The organism is Cytobacillus sp. QJM3NY_8 (assembly GCF_056173585.1).
Genome location: NZ_JBWBUY010000002.1, coordinates 25,111 through 46,790, shown reverse-complemented (window position 1 = coordinate 46,790; position 21,680 = coordinate 25,111). Strand labels below are relative to the sequence as shown.

Below are 21,680 nucleotides of genomic sequence, written 5' to 3'. Positions count from 1 at the left end.
AGTAAATTGAAAAACTATTTTACATTAAATTCAAATTTGACGAAAAGTTATTTCTGGATCATATCATTTTTAGGGAAATACAAAGGCGGATTCATTGTCCTGTTAATGACAAGTTTAGTCATATCGGCCATTGAGCTTTCAATTCCGAAATTCATTCAGTATTTTATTGATGAAGTAATTCCAACCAATAATGAGAAACTTTTTATACAGCTTTTGTTGATGCTTTTTTTATTAATCGTAGTCATGCTGGGTTCTATGGCCATGAAGGAGTACTTACAAAAAACTGTTCAGGAGAAAGCAGCAAGAGATTTACAACTAACATTATTTAAAAGCCTAAGATTACTTGGCTTTTCCTACCATGAAAAGACACCCGTCGGCGAGACACTATCTCTTTTTAATACTGAAGTAACTGCGGTGAAGAAGATTTATGAATTTTACTTCCCTCAAATACTAGAAAAGACATTTATTCTAATTATCACTTCTGTTTTTATGCTTACCATGAACTATAAAATCTTCTTTTTAATTATTCCTTGTTTTTTATCTTACTACACAATAGGGCCTTACTTTGAAAGAAAAGCAATGAAATGGTTAAAAGTTGCTAGAGAAAACAGAATTACTAGTAATAAAAAGATTTATGATAGCATTACTTCAATTTTAGAAACACGTATTTTAAATGGCCAAAAGTGGGCAATGAATAGCTTACTAAGTAGTTTAAGGAAGTTCCATGATTCTCACTTAAGTGCGAATCTTTATGCTTTTCTTAGAGGAACTGTACGGAGATTAACAATTTACTTAGGAGCTTTAATTTTTTTTATATTAAGTGCAAAATCCATACAAAACGGTACGTTGACCATTGGAGAGTTTGTAGCATTAACTTTTTATTACTATCGATTAATGACCGACTTAACTCATTTGGTTACCTCCTTAACAGAACAACGAATTATCATGTTACAAGCTGAAAGGCTTTATAACTTTGCTCATTTAGAGCCAAAAGTTAAAGAACCTATTGCTCCTCAAAAAATTGAAAAGATCCAGGGAGCCATTGAGCTACATAATGTAAGCTTTGGATACTTGAAAGAACGTCCATTACTCAAAGATATAAATATCAATATTAAACCAGGTGAAAAAGTGGCTATTGTTGGTTCAAGCGGAAATGGAAAATCTACTTTATTAAAGCTAATAACAAGATTTTATGATCCGGATCAGGGACATATTTCATTGGATGGAGTAAATCTCAAAGAGTTAAGCTTTTCAACAATTAGAGGCTCCATAGGATACGTCTTTCAAGAAACATATTTGTTTGGGTTTTCTGTTAGAGAGAATATTCGCTTCGGTTATCCCGAAGCCTCCAATGAGGATATCGTTAAGGCAGCAAAGGCTGCAAACGCTCATGATTTCATAATGAATCTTCCTAATGGTTACGATACTTTGTTAGGAGAGAGAGGAGTAAAGTTGTCAGGCGGTCAAAGACAAAGAATAGCAATAGCAAGGATGTTCATTAAAAACCCATCCATTTTACTGCTGGATGAAGCCACCTCCGCCCTCGATAACGAAAATGAAAAAGATGTTGTTAACGCTCTCGACTCTTTATTAAAGAATCGCACAACTATTGCAATCGCTCACCGATTATCTTCAGTAAAGAATTACGACAGGATTATCTTAATCGATAACCAAACAAATTTAGAAGAAGGAAGTTATGATGATCTAATCAGCAAGAAGGGAGCATTTTATAAACTAGCTGTTGGAGGTCAGTAAACAATATATTGGAGAGAAAAACTTGGAAAATACAAAGTGGATACTTAAATTCGTAAAGATAATTAAATGGTCATTTGCTTTGGGTTTACTTTTTACTATTATCAAAACTGTTTCAAACTTATCGTTAATAGCTATTCAAAAATTTATTATTGATGATGTTTTTATTGAATCAAAATATCACCTGTTAGTATACCTACTGTCGTTCTTTTGTTTAGCTATTTTCACTTTCAACTTATTTCATATTTTGGCTGCACGTATTCTTGACAAGAACGCGTTTAGGTTAAATCGAATATTATCAAAAAGCCTATTGGCAAAACTTCAGAAACTGCCTACAGAAGTAATTCAAAATGAACGTACTGCTAAATTTGTGAACAATTTTACAGGTGACATTGAAGCGGTAGCTAGAATGATATCTATCAATATACCAGAACTCGTTCAGCACTTTTTCACAGCAGTAATCTTAACTATATTTATTGGAGTTGCCAGCCCAGTAATTCTCATACTCGTAGTAGTTTTAAGTATTTGCTATATATTTATAGTCAAATACTACACCAATAGGATTAAGGCGCATTCAGCTGCTGTTCTTGAAAAAAGAACAGAGCTTTTGGTGAACATTGAGGAAAGTGTCTCTGCCACAAGAGAAGTTTTAGCCTATAACCGAGAAAAGTGGGAAGAAGAAAGATATAAGAAAAACTTTTCTCAGTACTTTAGTGAGGTTAAAAAAGAGAGCGGGATTATAAATAAGCAAATAATTTCAAGTCAATCTTTAAAATGGGCAGCATTATTCATCATCCTAGCATATGGTGGGTACCTGGTGATGACTGATCAGCTATCTTTAGGTATGTTTGTGGTTATATATCAATTTTCTACTCAGCTTATGGATTCATTTCAAACTCTATACGATTTTGTTATGAAGATCCCAATAAATATGGCATCTGTGGATCGCCTTAAAAGTGTTATGGATAAAGAACAACTTAATGATGGGAATATTATAATTTCACAACCTATAGAGTCAATAAAATTTAAAGACGTTTCTTTCAAGTATTCTGACCTAAAAGAGAATGTATTAGATGAAATGTCTATAGATATCCCTATTAATAAGAAAATTGGAATTGTTGGTTCTAGCGGTTCAGGTAAATCGACGATTGCGCAGCTTTTATTAATGAATTACAAAGCAAATAAAGGTGAAATTTTAATTAATGGTACTGAAATTAACGATTTAAATAGAAACGGATGGACTAACAAAATAACGATTGTCTTCCAAGATCCTTATTTTTATCCAGACACCATTTTAAATAATATATTGATGGGGTCCGAACAACATAGTATTGAAGAAATTATTAAGGTTTGCAGGATAGCCCATATACATGAATTTATTTCGTCTTTAGACAAGGGATACGAGACGCAGGTTGGTGAGAGGGGTATTCTACTTTCTGGTGGACAAAGACAAAGAATAGCTCTAGCTAGAGCATTATTAAGAAATCCAGAAATCCTTATTATTGATGAAGGAACATCGGCTCTAGATTTGGAAACAGAACGGAAGGTATTAAGGGATTTGGATGAGTTTCGAAAGGATAGGACAACCATTATTATAGCTCACAGGTTATCTACAATTCAGAATTCAGATTTAATACTAGTAGTAGATAAAGGGAGAATTGTAGGGAAAGGTAGTCACAATACTTTACTTAATAATAATAGCTCCTATAGCCGGTTAACTAATATTGTTTAATGAGAGAAGGGAATTTATGAATACATCAAAGGAAAATTTATATTCAGCTATCAAAGAAATTCTTAATGAAACTCTTGGAAGTGATAAAGAAATTGGAATTGAAGAAGACTTAATATCTGTAGGTTTAGATTCACTAAACACTGTGAGTTTAATATTAGATTTAGAAGAACACTTCGATATCGGCTTCGATGATAATGAGCTCTTAACAGAAAACTTTTCTAGTATCGAGAAGATTGCAACAAAGATTATAGAGAAAACCGGGAACAAATATGTTGCTGCAAACTGAGAATAAACAAGGGTTTGTTTGGTTTTATAATATTAATCAGGAACAAGCCTGGAATCAAGTTAAAGCATTCCCAAGTATATCTGATAATCAACAAGATAACCTCATGATTCAACAAGAACAACAACTTCTTCTGATTGCTAACCCGCGTGATACCGTCTTAATAAGACAAGATATTAATGCAGAGTTTTTATCATATCTAAGAACAAATGGAATCCAATTACCAACAATAGTGAAAATAGAGGATTCACACAGTATACCACGTGATATTTTGCAAAGTGACACAATGTTTGTACCTTATATTGTTACCAATGAATTATATCAATTGTCATTGGCAAGAAACTTTCCCTTATTTGGATGCAAAAGTGAGTTGGTTAAAAGAGTCAATGATAAATTTTATTGTAGGCAGATGATTAAAAGTTTGGGCCTCCAGACTACTGCAGGTTATTTTTGTAACAACTTAGATGAACTGTTTTCAGCTTTTGAAATGCTATTAAAGCAAGGGTTTAATAAAGTAGTTATAAAAGTTCCGTATGGTTCGTCTGGCAAAGGATTGAAAACTTTTGAAGACCAAAGAAAGTTCAATAGTTATATCAATTTCTTAAAAAGAAGAGGTCATAGTAATTTTTCATTATTAATTGAAGGATGGCATCAAGTTGATCGTAATATAAATGCACAGCTGCTTATTGATGATAAAACAGTAAGAATCCTTTCTATTACTGAACAGCTTATAGATAAAAATGGTATGTATCTGGGAACTAATTTCTCTAGTAAATTTAGTGAGTCAGTTTTAAATAATTATAGGAGAGATCTAACTAAAATTGGCGAGCATCTTCAATCAGAGGGATATAAAGGTATTGCCGGTATTGATTCTATTATTGATAAAGACGGTATATTATATCCTGCTGTTGAGATTAATGGCCGTTTTACCCAAGTCACCTACTTGCTACCAACAGTAAAGAAATTGAAAGAATCGTATAACTTTATTCAAAGTCGATTTGCTAGATTAAGTTCGGATAAATACCATGAATTTAGCGATATATATGGAGAACTAAGTAATAAATTGTATCCTTGTCCAGATAACAACTTCTTAATATATACCTTTGCTAGCATAAAAGATAATGTAAGCAGCACTACAAAATTTCGAATTTTTGTACTCTTTTATGGGAATTCTCAGAAAAAAATTAACGAAATGATAACTGAATTTGAAGAGTTTCAAAAATATTTATGAGGGGACAACGGCTATGAGTTACTATTTAGTCAACCTTGAGGAATACTATTGTAATTGTGGATTTTCATTTATTAACCAAAGAGAAAACGGCGATTTTACTGGAAGTGGCTCTTCGTATCCGGCTGAGCAACTACCATCATCTGAAAAGGTAATAAAAATCCACGAAGTGCCATTTCATTTCCCATCGAAGGAAAAGGGAAAGTTTAATAATATAGAATTCAATGAACAAAAAATAAAGGTCAAAGAGGACTCTTATCAAGCCATACATGTCCTGGGGGCTGCTGATAATGGCTCATTCTTAGAACCCATATCACTTATAGACCAACAAGGATCGGTTTCCAAAGTTATGTTAGGTTTTACAGATTGGGTTGACTATGAGCCGAAATTTAATGATTTAAAAGCAATAGTGTGTAAAGGAGTTCACTCTGCTCAATTAGGTTGTTTAGAAGGGATGCAATGTACCATATGGTACCAAAAGGTAAAAGTTCCTACCGGTGTATTATTTAACGAAATTAGACTAGGAGATAACCCTGGTATGCATATTTTCTCATTAACATTAGAAAGGAGCACTAAAAATGTTAGGTGATATTTCTCCTTTAAAAGAAAGAATCCATGGTGCAAATTGTATTACGTTAGCATTTTCAAATGTTCTTAAGTACAAACAATATAAGAACTATAAGTATATATGGAAACAATGTGGAATGAATTATATTAAGAAAACTAACAATGCAGGTTATCTAAATGCAAAATTTTTGTCAATTACAGAAGAACTAATGTTAGGTGATCCTATTTATGCAAACTTTGTAGAACATGATTCTGCTGAAGAAATGATTCTCTCCATTAAATCCTACATAGATAAAGGGGAACCTGTAATTGTATTTGTAGATACTTTTGAACTGAGTTATCACATGTGCTACAAAGACAAGCATGCTAAACACTGTTTGATTATTACAGGGTATGAGGGAAACACCTTCAACTTTGTTGATGATTTTTATCAAATTCAGGATGTGATATCCTTTGAAACATTAAAAAAATCTACAGTTTTGAGATTAGATCATGATATTACCCATGGCATTATTACTGTGGAAATTAAAAATAAATTAATGGATTCTAAGGAAGTAATCTTATCTACTATTGCGACTAATAATATGGCCCTAGAAGGTGAGTTAAATATTGATAGTAAGGTAGGGGACATTGAAGTAGTTCACAAAGGTCTTAATGGAATACAGGCCTTTATTGAGGAATATGCGTCTTATGCAATGAATAATGAATTTCTGACAGAAGATACTTTTGATGACTTATATACCATATTATCAAGAATATCGAACACCCGATATTTATATTCGTCCTTCTTATCGAGGGAGAAGCAAGAATTTTCATCTGAACTATTTAATAGCTTATTTGAAGGATACTTTCATTCAGGTCAAGAATGGAAAGTGTGTTCCAATATGATGATAAAGGCAGCAAAAGCAAAGCCCCATAAAAAAAGCGAACTTTTTAATCGGATGATAAAAAAATTGCATTCCATAAATGATTTGGAATTTGAGCTGCTAGATAAAAGTAAGAGGTTTGTAGAAATTACTAAACGTGAAGTAAATGAGGTGCTAGAAAATGGAGTTAAATAAGTCAGGAGAAGTTGAGTTAATACTTACCTTATCGAAATTAAGTGTTAGTAAAGAGGAAATTACAAAAGTTCAAAATCTTTTAGAAGTATCTATAATTGATTTTGATAAACTTATATCCATGCTTTTTCTCCATAGAACTAGTATGCTTTTTTATAAGAACTTGAAAAAATTTAATCTTACTTCCTATTTCCCTAATAAGCTGGTGGGCTTACTAAGCTTAATGTATACAGGCAATAAAATGAGAAACACATACTATTATGATCATACTGCTAAAATCTTTAATGACTTCTACAATGAAGGGATTAAGTGTATTCCCTTAAAAGGTACCATTCTGAATCACCAGGTTTACAGGGACTATGGTTTAAGATATAGCGGCGATATGGATATCCTTATCCAAAATAAAGACTTAAAGCATGTAACGAGTATACTTAATGAGCATGGCTTCATACAAGGCTATCTTAAAGACGGAGCTATTGACCCGGCAACGAAAGAACTTAAGATGTTCCATAGATTGTCTACACACGAGTTAGTACCTTTTTTGCTAGAAACCAATGAAGAAACTTGTGAGTTTATTGAATTCGACGTGCAATTTGATATTTTTAATAGAGCTAAAAATATGAGGGTTAATTACAATTTGGAAAACCTGTTTGAAACCTCAAAGGAAATAAAAATAATTAATAATAAAGCAAAATGCTTTTCCTTAAAGCCAGAATACAACGTACTTCAGTTGAGTTCTCATCTCTATCAAGATGCCACAAGAATTCAAGGAATAAAGGAAAGAAAGGATCAAGAATTAATTAAGTATGTTGATGTTTATGAATATATTTTAAAGTTCCAGAATGATATAAACTGGCCAGAGTTTTCTGAAGAACTAATTGAAAATAAAGTAAACCATATTGTTTATTATGCTTTATACCATACAGAGTTATTATTTGGTGAATTTATTGATTCTCACTTTATGAATTCAATTAAACCTGAAAATTTATCCTACTTAGATGTATTTGGAGTAGAGGAAAACACTAATCATAATTGGGAGATTCCTTTCTTAGAACGTTTCTTTAATTCAAATAGAATTAAGGAGCTCGAAAAATTAGATGAATCAGATATGGTTGAATCAGAAAGATATAGAAATATAGTTTCAAGTTTAGGGAAATAGTAATAATTTTTGGCGCTATTTATTGAATAAAGCTTGAGGAGATAATAATTGAAGTTATTACTATGCTTGTGTTTTCAGGTTACAAGTTGATTATTTTAAATATGTAGAAAGGGATAACCCACTTACCGAAAGGTGATGGGTTATTTCTCTTCTAAAATACTGTATACTAAGTATATGGAGTTTTTTGGAAGGGGAGTTTTATGGATAAAGAGAGGCTAGGAAGGGAATTAAAACGTTGGAGAAAAATAAGGGGTTTTACTCAAAAACAATTAGCAGAAAATGTGTGTCATCAAAGTGAGATCAGCCGGTTGGAAGCTGGAGAGGTCTTTCCAAGTATTGATGTACTTCATTTATTAGCTCGTAAATTAAAGATACCATCCACCTATTTTTTTGAGGTTTTAATACATGATGATGTCGAATATAAAAAAGCATTCAAAGAAGAAATCCTAACCTTATCTAAGAATAAAGACTATAAAAAGATTTACCAAATGATTGATGAGGTATTGCCTCAAAAAGAAGCTATCCATCCTGAATTAAAAAAATTTCTCTTATGGCAGTACTATATAGCTGCATATACTTTAAATAAAATTAATTCAAAAAGTTGTATTACAGAATTAAACCTTTTATTGCAAAAGGATACTTACGGCACTGATGTTTTTTTAGACTTACACATAAAAAATTCATTAGCTAATATTCTGGCAGAGAATAAGAGCTATGCAGAAAGCGATGCAATTTACGAAGAGATATTAGTTGAAAAAGTAGTATCAAAGTCCATAGATATTTTAAAAGTAAAATGTAATTATAACTTTGGTAAATCACTATTTTTAAGAAAGAAATATCACCAAGCACTCCAATATACAAACCAAGGAATTGCATTATCTCAAATTCTTAATGACATGTCATTAATTGGGCATCTCTATTGTCAAAAGGCATATATTTTAGAGTGTATTGATGGAGAGTATGAAGAAATATCTTCAAACTTTAAAAAAGCATATCTCTTTTTTGACATACTGGAATTAACTTATCATAAAAAGATTCTGCTTGATAAAAAGAAACACTACATATAAAACCCCCTTTGTTTAGACTGCACCCCTTATAGTAGATGTTGAAAAACCCACAGTTGGGCAACATTGACTTAAGGGGTGATTTTTATGGCCAAAAAAGGGCAAAGGTTACAAAGTTATTCTTTGGAGATTAAAGCGGAAGCGATCCAGTTAAAAGAAGAAGGTTTTTCAGCACAACAGGTAGCTGACAAACTAAATATCCCAAGCAGAAATACTGTAAAGACTTGGTGGAGGAAATATCAAAAAGAAGGACAAGCATTTTATTTAGATAATAGGGGTCGAAGGAAAGAGTATACAGATCAAGAGCGTTACATTCGGAAATTGGAAATGGAGAATTCTGTTTTAAAAAAGTTTCAGGAAATCTTGATGAGGGAGGGAAGAAATTAAAGTTTCAGGTAGTTGATCTCTTAAGAGAACAATTTAATGTAGCGGAACTTTGTAAATTTCTTGGGGTATCAGTAAGTGGATACTACAAATACAAAAAGTATATACGTTTTGATAGGGATGTTGAATTGAAGCAGCTGATTCTGCAATTATATGAGAAATCCAATAAGCAATGGGGTTATCGGCGTGTTCATATGGAACTTCAGGAAGAATACCGAATGCAAATCAATCATAAAAGAGTCTTTCGACTCTACAAGGAACTTGGAATTCAATCAATTATTCGGAAGAAACACAGATCTTCAAACTATAATCAGTATAAGCGCACTGAACCAGAAACGATTACAACAAATATCATCAATAGAGACTTTTCGGTTGACCAACCTAATAAAAAGTGGGTTACAGATATCACTTCCTTTTCAATCGGGGACGAAAAGTTACACTTATCTGCCATAATGGATTTGTACAATAATGAGATTATTGCATACGAAATGGCAAGGAATAATAGTGAAACGATGTTCGTAATAAAAACTGTATACCAAGCTGTTCAAAAAGAAAAGGATGTGCAAGGTGTCATCCTCCATAGCGACCGGGGAACACAATACACATCCAAACTTTATCAAGACACGCTCGAATCCTATGATATTCAACCAAGCATGTCCCGTCCAGGCAATCCATTCGATAATGCCTGTATTGAAAGCTTCTTTTCCCATTTAAAAACAGAAGCTTATCATCCCTATTCTGTACAAAATATTGAAGAATTAGAAGCAAAAATCCATCAATATATTCATCATTACAATCATATAAGGAGACAAAAGCGGTTAAATAAACAGTCGCCAGTAAATTATCGTCGCCAGAATCTTATAGCATAAGGAAATGGGTCCCTCAAAAGGAACTCACAAATTATTTAAAGTGCACTACTTGATATGGAGCAACGCATGATACCGTCATAGGGGAGCTAGTTGTGTTACAAACCTGCTTCCTAGAGCGAGAATCATGCGTGACGAGGCTCCATGTCAAGTAAATAAAAAGAATGAAATAACTAAAATAAAACCGAAAGGGAGCCATTTCCAAAAGGAAACAGCTCCGGTTTTTTAATATCTCCACTATATGGGGGCTTGACCAATTAAAGGGGGTTTCAGTTTGTAGACAAAAAGAGTTCGGAATAGCCTCATTCCGAACCCTTTTTTTCATTTTTTGTAGGACTTCAAGTAATTACAGAGAATTGCAGACCTCTCCGAGGTTATCATTTAGGCCATTTCTGGACCTTGCCAAGTCCAGTTGGCCATTTTCTTCAAATTCATGGCAGCGAAAGTAAGCATCGCCTGCATCGACATTTTTTTAAGTCCCCTGAGGGTTGTCCAACGCATGCCATGCTTTTCTTTTGCATCTGCGAATACTCGTTCAATTGTTTCTTTGCGTTTTTCATAGATCGGTTTGACGTCTTGATGGTGGCGAAGATGATCTGCTTCTTCCACATGTTCCTCCCACACATGACGTTGAATCAGTTTTTGATGTGCTTGACTCTGTGTGCATTGAGACAAGAAAGGGCATCCAGCACAAATTCGAGGATCTGATTTATATTGACGATACCCTTCCTTTGTAGTTGTAGTATATTTTAATATCTCACCAGTTGGGCAAATGTAACAGTCAAAATGCTCATCATAAACATACTCATGTTTTCTGAAGAAACCCTCTTTTGTGCGAGGTCGTGTGTAAGGTAAAGCAGGTGTGATGTCGTTTTTCAATAAGTAGCTCGTGATAGCAGGTGTTTTATAGGCTGCGTCTGCCGCAACAGCTTTTGGTTTACTAACTTTCTCAATGACTTGTTCTACCAATGGCTCTAAAATATGACTATCATGCGTGTTACCAGGGGTTACAATTGCGCCTAACACGAAGCCGTTGCGGTCTGCGGCCGCATGGAAAGAATAAGCGAACTGTTTTGTACGCTCATCTTTTACATAGTAGCCACTCTCTGGATCTGTTGTACCTTCCTTGATTTCTTTGTATTCTTCTTTATCAAACTTATCTGGTGGAAACGGCTTTTTTCCATGATCCTCGCGGTCTTGGTTAATCTCCTCTTGAAGGCGTTCTTGATAAGCACGGGTTTCTTTTCGAACAACTTTCTTTTCAAATTTGCGTTTATTTGCACTCGCTTTTACATGAGTAGAATCTACAAAAACGTGTTCAGCACTAATTAAATTCTTTTCAGCTGCGGTTTTTAAGATTCGGTAAAATATTTGTTCAAAGAGATCGGTGTCTTTAAATCGGCGCTCATAATTTTTACCGAAAGTTGAGAAGTGAGGAACTTTATCGTGAAAGCCATATCCTAAAAACCATCGATAAGCCATATTCGTTTTCAATTCTTCAATTGTTTGACGCATGGAGCGAATACCGAAGGTATATTGAATAAATGTGAGTTTAATTAATATTACAGGGTCAATACTTGGGCGGCCTTTTTCTGAATACTTATCTTTTACCAAGTCATAGATGAATGAGAAATTAATCGCCGCTTCAATTTTGCGGACCAAATGGTCCGCCGGTACAAGTTCGTCTAAAGCAACCATTTCAATTTGATCCCGTTGAATTGGATTATGTTTTGAAAGCATTTAAATCACCTCAAGCATTGTATTACTTCTATTTTAAAATAAAAAACATACTAAGATTAGTAGTGCTGACCAAGGCATTGGTTGGCACTACTATTTTTTTATATAGTAGAAGTGAAGAATAGGTCGTTGCAGTCTTAGGATCTTAGAATCCGTACAAAAAACTGACCTTCTTCACTTACCTTATTCGAATCAGGTTTAAGTATGTTGGATCCTTGAGATCGTGTATAAGAAATGGGAGTCGATAAGAGTAAGTGAGGGAACTTCAAAACTTTTTTGGGGGAAATAACGTGAAACATGTCATCGCATTTGATGTAAGTATGGGCAAAAGCTACATGGTAATTTACAACACACTAAAAAAGTGTATTTATGAAGGAGAAATCAAGCATTCACGGCCTGAATTTGAAAACTTAAAGAAGAGGATCGACAGATTAACAGAAGGTTATGGTGAACAGCCACATATTGTATTTGAATCAACTGGGGTCTATTCCAGGCAATTGGAGCGGTTTATGAATGTAAATGGTTTTTCCTATTGTTCCTTGAATCCCCTGGAAGCTAAGCTCCAGTGCGACTCCTTGAGGATCCACAAAACGGATAAGAGTGATGCCCACCAACTTGCCCTTACCCACTTTTCAACGCAAAGGACTAATCGAAATGGCACAGAAGATCTTTTTCTCCAATTGAAGTCGCTATCCCGATTTTACAGTGAACTTGATGACGAGTTATCCGTAACACGCAACCGCATGCATAAAGTTATTCAGCTAACCTTTCCGGAACTGGAAAAAATCTTTACAACCAAATCAGAGCTATTCCTCAATATTGTTCAATTGTACCCACATCCAGACTTGGTGCTCCAACATTCAAAAACGGTTATAAAGAACAAAATCCGGACAAACACTGATAAGAATATTTCTACCGCAAGGGCTGAAAAAAAAGCTACTCAATTGCTTGAAGCAGCGCATTTATCATTTCCTGCCGTTTCGTCAACCGATGTCCTGTGTAGCCAGCTGATATCTTACGCTAGGCGTTACCAGGAACTCCTATCCATGAAAGAAAGGTGTATCGAGGACATGGCGCAACTAGCAGAAAGCCGGGCTGAATACCATATTCTCCTCAGTTTCCCGGGGATTGGCTCAAACACCGCAGTACGTCTAATGGCAGAAATAGGGGATATTAGACGTTTTGAAAACAATAAGCAGCTAAACGCATACGCTGGTATTGATATTCGCCGTTACCAATCAGGTAAAACCTTTTACAAGGACAAGATTAATAAACGTGGCAATAAGCATTTACGTAAGCTCCTTTTTATCATTATCCAGAACATGATTAAACTACGCCGTTTCAGTCAAAACCATATTGTTGATTATTACGATAAATTAAAAACGCAACCCTATAACAAGTGCCATAAGGTTGCATCCATTGCCTGTGTGAATAAGCTTTTGAAGATTATCTTCCACCTTATTACACACAATATGAACTATGACTTCCGGTTAGCCACCCAATCATAGTTTAGTACATAATACCACAAAGGCAGGTCTAGTTAAAAAACGCGAAATCACTAGGCCTATTAGGTATACCTATAAATCTGGCCCCTCTTCAAACACAACGTTGAAGGGGATTCATTTATACAGAAAATAAATTAACGGTTTAAAGGTGCTTGACTAATCGTAAGAAAGACTGCAGACAAGCACGATTTTCATCGAGTTTGTCGACAGTCTGAAACCCCCTTTATTAAAGGGGGTTTTATACATAAACAAAGTTTATGTATTAGGTAATTGAGGTGCGTGCTCCCATGGTAAGTCTGTATTGGGATCGGTAGTAGCTACATCGGTTGCAGCTTGGCTAATTGGAGAAAGCGCAATAGCTGTAATCGTTACCGATAGAAAGCAAGATAAAATTTTTTTACTTAATTCTTTTTTCATAATAATCTCCTTTTATTAACTTATTTATAGTAATAAAATACCAAATAAAAGGAGGGATAAATATGCAAATATGCATATTTGTTGAAAGATTCAAACTATTCAAGAGGCATCTGCGCTATTTCCTCACGACAAATGACCCATCTATTTTACAACCACTTTATTTCATATTCATTGTAGGTATCGATATAGTATTGTATTTTTCCAGCTAGAAAACCGTGGAGTCTTCCCATTATAAAATCACGGGATGATATATAGCAGGTTTATATAGACTGCTTTACTTATTATAAATTTTATGTTTATAATTTAACTATAAAGTCCATATATTAAAAAAAGAGATCCTGGCTGTCACCAGGACCTCAATGTACAGCAAGCTGCATGAAGTGCAGCGGCCAATCCTGAATAGAAGTAGTCCTACTCACATTTTGGCGATGTGCAGGGTAGGCTACTTCTTTTTGTTTGAAGAAATACCTATAGCGATCACGGCAACGATAAGTGTAGCAAAGCTCACCATCAAGTTCATTGCTTCATACGTAACCATCAGCGGCACCCCCTTTCCTCAATGGATTGGAGGGGACCGCTGCCCACCCTGCGATTGCTGTACATAAAAAGTATATCATAGAGGGGGGAAGAGCACCTATATTAAAAAAGTACCCTTAGTGTTTTTTTGAACCGGCTGATTTAGCCTAGTATAAGGTAAATTCTACTTTCAAGTTTCACAAAGCCATCGAAGCCATAAGCTTTTTTCTAAACTATACAGCATTTACATACTATTCAACGGAGTAAGAATATCAGCTATATCATTTTTTGGCGAGTTAACCATTGTAGAAACAGGATACAAATCCATTTCTTCTGCTGGAAAGGGCACAAGTAATGATTTAAGATGCTCTGTATCGTCATTTTTAGGATTTAGCCACAAATCAAAGCTATCCTGATGAAGGATTACTGGCATGCGATCGTGAACATCCTCGGTAACTTCATTTGGTGTGGTTGTAATAATTGTACAGCTGTGAAGAGGTTGCTGTCCTTTTTTCCAGGTTTCCCATAACCCCGCAAAAGCAAATGGCTTTTTATTTTTCATAATAAAGCGGTAAGGCTGCTTGTTGCCATCCTCTTGCTTTTTCCACTCGTAAAACCCATCTGCCACGACTAAACAGCGTCTTCGCTTGAAAGCGTGTTTAAAACTAGGTTTTTCATCGATTCCTTCAGCTCTAGCATTAATCATTTTGTAGCCTATTTTTTCGTCTTTGGCCCAAAAGGGAACCAGGCCCCATTTCATTGTGCCAGCTCTTCTTTCATGCCCATCAGAGATGACCGTTAGGATTCTTTGGCTAGGAGCAATGTTATATCGAGGAGAGATTTCCTCAGAGATTTCAAAGTCAAAATATTGCTGCAGAGCGGAAATATCTTCAGTAAGTGAAAAACGTCCACACATCAAGAAAACCCCATTTCTCATTTTCATTGGATTTCTTCGACTTCTGTAAATTCTTAATCGTTTTGATACTATCTTATCCGCATGTAGAAAAGTGTAAAACAGATTAGGCTTCAATTAAGTATACCTTTATAACACCATAGGCCAAAGTGAATTATTTGAATAATTTCCTCTTAAATAACCGATACCTTAACTATAAGGAGGCGGTCTAATGTTATTGGTCGAAATAATGATAGCCGTAGTATTAATTGCAGCTTTTGTACAATTCCAAAGAGTGAAAAGGCAAACGAATTATAAAACTGCTTTATTAGCAAGTCATATTGATAGTAGTCTAGAAATAAAAAGAACTTTAGCGATGGGGTTGTACCTTAGATTTAGGAAAGAGTATGAGGATGATAAAAACCCTATTAAGGAAAATTCAATCTTTATAAAACAAGACCCCTTTTTGTTTGAATCCTTCGTTGCGGAAGTATTTGAAAAAGCTAGAGGAGGGAGTACTTGGGTATCACCTCCAACTGGTGACTTTGGAGTTGACTTTGAGCATGTTACGGAAGAAGGAAAATATTTAGGTCAGGTAAAATGTTTTAAAGGTGATTTAGCATTTGACTGTATTGCCATCATTCATTCTAATATGGTCAAGGAAGGAGCTTTAGGTGGATATATTGTTACTACTGGATCTTTCACTAAAAATGCTAAAGAGTATGCAGAAGAATTAAACATTGAACTAATTGACGGTGTTAAGCTGGTTGAACTTTGGTTAGCTGGATTAGAAAATGCTGAGCAGGAAATTAAGCAAGTATTACCCGAGTACGTATAATATAAGCCCTTCTCAATTTGAGAGGGGTTTTTATTATTCACCAGATTCCACTAAATGTTTGCAACATCAGTAAATAGTTCATAAAAGGAAGAGGGTGAAAAACAAAAAACAAATTAAAAATTAAAAATTTTTATTGTGTTTTGAAAAATCATATTTTATAATACCAATATGTACAGACATATGAACATACGTACATACAAAGTCTTGATAATATTCTAAAAATAGAAGTCATAGAACCTATATTTCGAATCATTAAAATTTTCAATAGTGCAATTGGTTTTGGTATGTTAAAAAGGTAATAAACGGAGAAATAAAAAACAAAATTTGAATAAAGAGGAATTAAGATGAAGGAATTAATTAACGAACATAGTGGCATTCCATTGTACTACCAAATAAAGGAGCTCATCAGGGAAAAAATCGAAAATGGTGATTGGAAAAGTGGTGATAAAATTCCGAATGAGGTAGATTTAGCAAAAAACTTTTCTGTTAGTAGATCTACCATGAGGCAGGCTATATTGGAGTTAGTTAACGAAGGTATTTTAACAAGAAAGAAAGGTGTGGGCACCTTTGTTTCTAAGCCTAAAATTGAGGGGAACTTTATTAGCTTTACTTTTCCTGAAGAACTAGGAACAAAGCATACTCCAATTAGTATAAATGTTATAGAGGGTACAGCGGGGAAATTAAAAGTGCTTAATTTAAAAGATCAGGAAAAAGTATTTGAAATCATTCGCTTAAGATTTTTTAATGATGAGCCTGCTGCAATTGAGAAATCTTATATCCCAGTTGGTCTTATTCCAGACTTGCTTGATAATAATCTCGAAGGAAAGCTTATTGATCTAATAACTGAAAAATACGGAATTATAATGACAAAATATCAGAACTCTATTGAGCCTGTGCTACTAGATTCTTTTGAGGCAAAAATTTTAGAAGTAGAACAAAATCAACCTGCTTTAAAGATAACAAAGTTAGTAATGACCCCACAAGGAAGTCCAGTTATTTTATTTACTAGTATTATTAGGGGAGACAGATGTAAAGTCCAATTTAGTTCAGAAATTCAACTCTGAGATTAAATTGTTTCTTAAATATTAAAATCAAAGGAGTGATTTTTTTGAGAGAAAGATTAAAAGTTGATCTTTCAGATGAGGTAATTAATTATCTTCTTTTGCCAGCTTTAGAGGCTGAGCAAAAGAGATCCTTTACTAATATTATGGATATTAATAAAGGACATTTAGTAATGTTAATTTCCAATGGAATTGTTACGCGTGAGGATGGGCAGAAAATTATGGAGGCGCTTGAAGAGATAAATCAAAAGGGTGCCTCTAGCTTAGAATTAGACCCTAAATTAGAGGAGTTATATTTTAATATAGAAGCTGCTCTCATAAAGATAGTAGGTGTTGAGGTTGGTGGTCAACTTCATACCGGCCGAAGTAGAAATGATTTATATGCCACCTTGGCAAGGATGAACAGCAGAGATAATCTTCTGAGCATTTGTGAACAGATCATTAAGCTTCGAGAAGAAATTATTAAAATAGCCGAAAACACGCTTTATACTGTTTTAACAGGTTATACTCATATGCAACCTGCAGAGCCAGTAACACTTGCTCATTATCTGTCGGCTATTCTCTCAGCATTAGAAAGAGACTTTAAACGATTTAGACAATCCTTCAACCAGACCAACACCTCCCCACTAGGTGCCGGAGCAATGGCATCAACATCTTTTAATATTGACCGCAAAGAAACTTCACAACTACTAGGATTTAACAACGCAATGGCTAACTCAATTGATGGCGTGGCTTCTAGAGATTACGTTTTAGAAGCGCTTTCAGCTATGAATATATTTATGAACAACTTAAGTCGTTTTAGTCATGACCTATACATATGGTCTACTGATGAATTTGGAATTGTTGAAGTAGGGGATTCGGTAGCTGCTAGCAGCAGCATCATGCCACAGAAGAAAAATCCAATTACATTAGAGCATATCAAAGCAAAATCAGGACATATAATTGCTGCTTTAGTTTCAGTAACTAGTTGTTTAAAGAACACTTCTTATGGACATAGTCGTGATGCCACTGAAAGCTTTAAATATCTATGGGATGCTTTCTATGAGGTAGACTCTTGTCTTCACCTTATGACAGCGACAATCAAAACATTAAAATTTAATGAAGAAAAAATGTATATTCGCTCATTAGAGAACTTCTCAACAGTTACTGAGCTTGCTAATACAATCGTTCGCGAGGCAAATATTTCATTTAGAGAAGCACATCAGGTTGTAGGGCACCTAGTAAGTGAAATGATAGATAAAAAAATACCGGTTTCTAAAATAAACTCAGAGATCGTTAAGGATATATCAAAATTAGTATTAGGTAGAGAAATAATTTTATCTAAAGACGGTATTCAAAAGGCTTTAGATCCGATATATAATGTCGAATCAAAGAATACAATTGGTGGCCCAGCGCCAGAGGAAGTTAAAAAACAGCTGCAAAAATTAAATGAAGTACTCAAGCAGGATAAAGAATGGTTAACTGAGCATCAAGGTATTTTTCAATATAAAAAGCAACAATTGTCAAAAGCTCAGGTGTGAAAATACTAACTAGGTAAAGGGGGGGCAAGATTTAATAGGTTTAGTAGAGTAATAAGGAAAGGGTTGAGTTAATAAAAAATTGATAGGGGGAGAAAATTAAATGAAAAGCACATTGTCAAAGTTATTTATTATAGTTGCTGCTTTAACTCTTGCTCTTGTAGGTTGTTCTCAAAGTAGCACTTCGAAAACTAATGATAGCGGAAGTACTGATAAGGAAAAAGCAGAAGAACATAGATTGCTCTTAGGCACTTCTAGTCAAGGTGGTACTTACTATGTATGGGGAGGCGGCTGGGCAGATATTATCGGAAAGAATGTCCCAGGTACTGACATTGCTGTAGAAGTTACAGGTGGTCCAAATGCAAATATTCAATTAATTGAAAATGGAGAGATGGATTTAGGCTTTGTGACCGCTTGGCTTGGAGGCGAAGCCTATAACGGAGAAGGTTGGGCAGATAAAAAATATACTAAGATTCGTTCGATTTTTCCAATGTATGCTAGTGTCATGCATATGTACAGTTTAAAAGATAGTGGTATTACTAGCATTAGCGACTTTGATGGTAAAAATGTTAGTACAGGTGCTCCAGGAAGTACTAGTGCTGAAGCAGGAAATGGGCTATTAGAGGTATTAGGATCAGAGCCGGCTAGGGTTAATGCCATACCAACTAATACCGCAGTTGATGGTTTACGTGATGGAACAATCGATGCTGGTTTTGCGGTCACAGGAGTACCGGGGCCTTTCATGCTTGATCTTGAAACTACGCACGAAGTTCAGCAAATTGGTTTAACTGAAGATGAAATGAAAAAGGCACTAGAAAAGTATCCTTATTGGTCTGAGGCAACTATTCCGAATGGTTCTTATAAGCACCAAGAAGAAGATATTTTACTGCCAGGCTTTTGGAACATAGCAATTGCATCATCTGAATTATCTGAAGATTTAGTATATAATCTGGTGAAAACAACATTTGAAAAACATGAAGACTTATTAGCAGTGGACCCAAGTGCTAAAGAAACGCTGGTTGAGAATGTTAAGTATAGTACTGTCCCGTACCATCCTGGTGCAGTTAAGTATTATAAGGAAGTTGGAGTTGAAATTCCTGATCACCTTATGCCTCCTGAATCAAAATAGAAATTTCTTATTATAGAAAGAAATTAAGGGAGTTCGATAATTTTCCAAAAGGAGACTTCTTGGTTAATAAAAAAGGTCAAGAAGTCCCCATTATAATTATATATAATCCTTTATTTTCTAACAAATAATATGTATCTACAAAATATGAGATAAAATTTCAAACTAAAGGAATCTGTTATCGGGAGGTTCGCCGTGTCTGAAGAAAAAATAGCTGATTTGAAGATTCAAGAGAATTCTGGCTCAAGGAAAGCTCTTAGTGGGATAGAGTTAAAGCTTTTCACCCTTATAGCAGTATTTATGTCGTTATTTCACCTATATGTGCTAGGCTTTTATCCAATTACACCATGGGTTTTATACACAGTCCACTTAGGACTTGGGGCAATATTGATATTTATGATTTACCCAATGAGGAGGTCAGCCTATAAAAGCTTATTAGCTAGCATTATTGATTATATTTTTATATTGCTAGTTTTATTTGCAGGTTCTTACCTAATTATTGAAATGGACGAATTAATTTATAGAATAGGTGTCGCCCCTACCCCATTGGACTTGTTAGTGAGCATCATTTTAATTGGAGCTGTTTTGGAAATTACCAGAAGAACAACGGGATTAATTCTCCCGATCCTAGCTTTAATTTTTATCCTGTATGCACATTTTGGAAAGTATATTCCTGGTGACCTTGGACACCGGGGGTATAGCTGGGATCGTATATTAAGTTATTTAAATAGTATGGATGCAATATTTAGTGTGCCCATCGGTGCGTCCGCAACCTTTGTATTCTTATTTATACTCTTTGGATCTTTTTTAGGAGTTACTGGAGGAAGTAGGTTTTTTATAGACTTTGCAATTGGTGCAACTGGTGGAAAAAGAGGAGGACCAGCCAAAGCAGCTGTTGTTTCAAGTGCTTTATTTGGTTCAGTTTCTGGAAATTCAGTGGCGAATGTGGTATCAACGGGTGTTTTTACTATCCCATTGATGAAGAAAATAGGTTATCCCTCCCGTTATGCTGGTGCGGTGGAATCAGTAGCGTCAACTGGCGGACAAATTATGCCGCCTATATTAGGATCAGCCGCTTTTATTATGGCTCAATTGTTAGGAACTTCCTATCTTAATATCGTTTATGCTTCTATCGTACCCGCATTATTATACTTTTTTACAGTCATGATTATGATTGATTTACAGGCGGCCAAATTAGGCTTAAAGGGTTTACCTAAAAATGAACTTCCGAACATAAAAAATGTTCTTATAAAAGAAGGTCATTTATTTATCCCATTGTTAGTTCTAATTTTTACAATGACCATTTTAAATACAAGTCCAATTAAAGCAGCAATTTGGGCAATTGCATCAACAATTATTGTATCTTTTTTTAAAAAGCATACAAGGATGACCTTTTCAAAACTCATTAATTGTTTAGCTGACGGTGCCCAATCTGCTCTTGGAATGATTGCCGCATGTGCAACTGCTGGGCTCGTCATCGGGGTTTTAAATTTAACAGGTGCTGGGCTAAAATTTGCTTCATTGATTTTATCATTGGCTGGGGATAATTTAGCATTGGCTTTAGTAATGACTATGTGTGCAACGATTATATTAGGAATGGGACTTCCTACAACCGCAGCCTACTTAATAACAGCCGCAGTTGTTGCCCCAGCATTAATTCAGATGGGAGTATCTCCTTTAGCTGCACATATGTTTGTATTCTATTTTGCTTGTTTGTCAGCGTTTACACCACCTGTAGCACTAGCAGCATACGCAGCTGCAGGTATTGCTGATGCGACTCAGAACAAAGTGAAAACATATCTCCATCGATTGCAAAAACAAACGTATCAGCTGTTTTTATTTCTTTTTTATCGTTACACTAGTGTTGTATAAATAATGTCATAATTTTCAGTTTAATCATCTTTCTTGATTAGAGCCAAAAAGGTAAATACCCTATTAAAGGTGGCTCCATCCATTTGGATTTTATTTACAATTAGAC

20 protein-coding genes are annotated in these 21,680 nt (G+C 34.7%); 16 read left to right on the top strand and 4 right to left on the bottom strand.

All coding sequences use genetic code 11. From position 1 onward, the window contains the following. The first annotated feature begins 6 nt into the window (after positions 1 to 6). The 10 genes from AC0VZ9_RS27165 (at position 7) to AC0VZ9_RS27120 (ending at position 10,096) form a co-directional block, all read left to right on the top strand. The gene (locus AC0VZ9_RS27165) at positions 7 to 1,755 is read left to right on the top strand and encodes an ABC transporter ATP-binding protein (RefSeq protein WP_159871223.1); all 1,749 of its coding nucleotides are present in this window, start codon (positions 7 to 9) and stop codon (positions 1,753 to 1,755) included. 22 nt (positions 1,756 to 1,777) lie between these two features. Further along, entirely contained in the window at positions 1,778 to 3,484 is a 1,707-nt protein-coding gene (locus AC0VZ9_RS27160; RefSeq protein WP_159871226.1) for an ABC transporter ATP-binding protein, read from the top strand. A gap of 16 nt (positions 3,485 to 3,500) precedes the next feature. Next, a complete protein-coding gene (locus AC0VZ9_RS27155) occupies positions 3,501 to 3,770 on the top strand; it encodes a phosphopantetheine-binding protein (protein ID WP_159871229.1) in 270 nt (89 codons plus the stop codon). Then, on the top strand, positions 3,754 to 4,998 hold the full coding sequence (locus AC0VZ9_RS27150; RefSeq protein WP_159871232.1) for an ATP-grasp domain-containing protein: 1,245 nt from the start codon (positions 3,754 to 3,756) through the stop codon (positions 4,996 to 4,998). The genes AC0VZ9_RS27155 and AC0VZ9_RS27150 overlap by 17 nt, the downstream gene beginning before the upstream one ends. A 13-nt stretch (positions 4,999 to 5,011) precedes the next feature. Further along, the gene (locus tag AC0VZ9_RS27145; RefSeq protein ID WP_159871235.1) at positions 5,012 to 5,584 is read left to right on the top strand and encodes a hypothetical protein; all 573 of its coding nucleotides are present in this window, start codon (positions 5,012 to 5,014) and stop codon (positions 5,582 to 5,584) included. Beyond that, positions 5,574 to 6,623, top strand: coding sequence for a BtrH N-terminal domain-containing protein (locus tag AC0VZ9_RS27140; RefSeq protein WP_159871238.1), 1,050 nt, complete (start codon positions 5,574 to 5,576; stop codon positions 6,621 to 6,623). Before AC0VZ9_RS27145 ends, AC0VZ9_RS27140 begins: the two co-directional genes overlap by 11 nt. Beyond that, a complete protein-coding gene (locus AC0VZ9_RS27135) occupies positions 6,610 to 7,779 on the top strand; it encodes a nucleotidyltransferase domain-containing protein (RefSeq protein WP_159871241.1) in 1,170 nt (389 codons plus the stop codon). Before AC0VZ9_RS27140 ends, AC0VZ9_RS27135 begins: the two co-directional genes overlap by 14 nt. Positions 7,780 to 7,979: 200 nt before the next feature. Then, positions 7,980 to 8,846: a helix-turn-helix domain-containing protein gene (locus tag AC0VZ9_RS27130; protein WP_159871244.1), complete on the top strand. Its 867-nt coding sequence runs from the start codon at positions 7,980 to 7,982 to the stop codon at positions 8,844 to 8,846. A gap of 84 nt (positions 8,847 to 8,930) precedes the next feature. Continuing rightward, complete coding sequence (locus tag AC0VZ9_RS27125) at positions 8,931 to 9,230, top strand: helix-turn-helix domain-containing protein (protein WP_159871984.1); 300 nt, start codon at positions 8,931 to 8,933, stop codon at positions 9,228 to 9,230. Continuing rightward, positions 9,164 to 10,096 (top strand): IS3 family transposase, encoded by a 933-nt coding sequence (locus tag AC0VZ9_RS27120; protein ID WP_159871989.1) that lies wholly within the window; start codon positions 9,164 to 9,166, stop codon positions 10,094 to 10,096. Before AC0VZ9_RS27125 ends, AC0VZ9_RS27120 begins: the two co-directional genes overlap by 67 nt. 378 nt (positions 10,097 to 10,474) lie before the next feature. On the opposite strand, the gene AC0VZ9_RS27115 is transcribed toward AC0VZ9_RS27120, so the two are convergent. Continuing rightward, positions 10,475 to 11,833, bottom strand: a complete 1,359-nt coding sequence (locus AC0VZ9_RS27115) for an IS1182 family transposase (protein WP_251284898.1) — start codon at positions 11,831 to 11,833, stop codon at positions 10,475 to 10,477. A 287-nt stretch (positions 11,834 to 12,120) separates the two neighbouring features. Here AC0VZ9_RS27115 and AC0VZ9_RS27110 point away from each other — a divergent pair, with 287 nt between their 5' ends. After that, positions 12,121 to 13,338 carry an IS110 family RNA-guided transposase gene (locus AC0VZ9_RS27110; RefSeq protein ID WP_159871966.1) on the top strand — a complete coding sequence of 406 codons (1,218 nt, stop codon included), beginning with the start codon at positions 12,121 to 12,123 and terminating at the stop codon, positions 13,336 to 13,338. Positions 13,339 to 13,590: 252 nt separating this feature from the next. Here AC0VZ9_RS27110 and AC0VZ9_RS27105 read toward each other — a convergent pair whose 3' ends face one another. The 3 genes from AC0VZ9_RS27105 to AC0VZ9_RS27095 all read right to left on the bottom strand — a co-directional run bounded on the left by AC0VZ9_RS27105 (position 13,591) and on the right by AC0VZ9_RS27095 (position 15,184). Continuing rightward, entirely contained in the window at positions 13,591 to 13,752 is a 162-nt protein-coding gene (locus AC0VZ9_RS27105; RefSeq protein WP_159871942.1) for a hypothetical protein, read from the bottom strand. Between the two features lie 442 nt (positions 13,753 to 14,194). After that, positions 14,195 to 14,290 (bottom strand): putative holin-like toxin, encoded by a 96-nt coding sequence (locus tag AC0VZ9_RS27100; RefSeq protein WP_222125080.1) that lies wholly within the window; start codon positions 14,288 to 14,290, stop codon positions 14,195 to 14,197. A gap of 222 nt (positions 14,291 to 14,512) precedes the next feature. Then, positions 14,513 to 15,184: an SOS response-associated peptidase gene (locus AC0VZ9_RS27095; protein WP_159871948.1), complete on the bottom strand. Its 672-nt coding sequence runs from the start codon at positions 15,182 to 15,184 to the stop codon at positions 14,513 to 14,515. A 208-nt stretch (positions 15,185 to 15,392) separates the two neighbouring features. On the opposite strand from AC0VZ9_RS27095, the gene AC0VZ9_RS27090 reads away from it, so the two are divergent. The 5 genes from AC0VZ9_RS27090 to AC0VZ9_RS27070 all read left to right on the top strand — a co-directional run bounded on the left by AC0VZ9_RS27090 (position 15,393) and on the right by AC0VZ9_RS27070 (position 21,574). After that, complete coding sequence (locus AC0VZ9_RS27090; RefSeq protein ID WP_159871945.1) at positions 15,393 to 15,998, top strand: restriction endonuclease; 606 nt, start codon at positions 15,393 to 15,395, stop codon at positions 15,996 to 15,998. 344 nt (positions 15,999 to 16,342) lie between these two features. After that, complete coding sequence (locus tag AC0VZ9_RS27085) at positions 16,343 to 17,062, top strand: GntR family transcriptional regulator (RefSeq protein WP_159871900.1); 720 nt, start codon at positions 16,343 to 16,345, stop codon at positions 17,060 to 17,062. A 44-nt stretch (positions 17,063 to 17,106) separates the two neighbouring features. Continuing rightward, positions 17,107 to 18,579 (top strand): argininosuccinate lyase, encoded by a 1,473-nt coding sequence (argH, locus tag AC0VZ9_RS27080; RefSeq protein ID WP_159871897.1) that lies wholly within the window; start codon positions 17,107 to 17,109, stop codon positions 18,577 to 18,579. 100 nt (positions 18,580 to 18,679) lie between these two features. Then, the gene (locus AC0VZ9_RS27075; protein ID WP_159871894.1) at positions 18,680 to 19,705 is read left to right on the top strand and encodes a TAXI family TRAP transporter solute-binding subunit; all 1,026 of its coding nucleotides are present in this window, start codon (positions 18,680 to 18,682) and stop codon (positions 19,703 to 19,705) included. Between the two features lie 192 nt (positions 19,706 to 19,897). Further along, positions 19,898 to 21,574, top strand: coding sequence for a TRAP transporter permease (locus AC0VZ9_RS27070; RefSeq protein WP_475397535.1), 1,677 nt, complete (start codon positions 19,898 to 19,900; stop codon positions 21,572 to 21,574). The last annotated feature ends 106 nt before the right edge of the window (positions 21,575 to 21,680 follow it).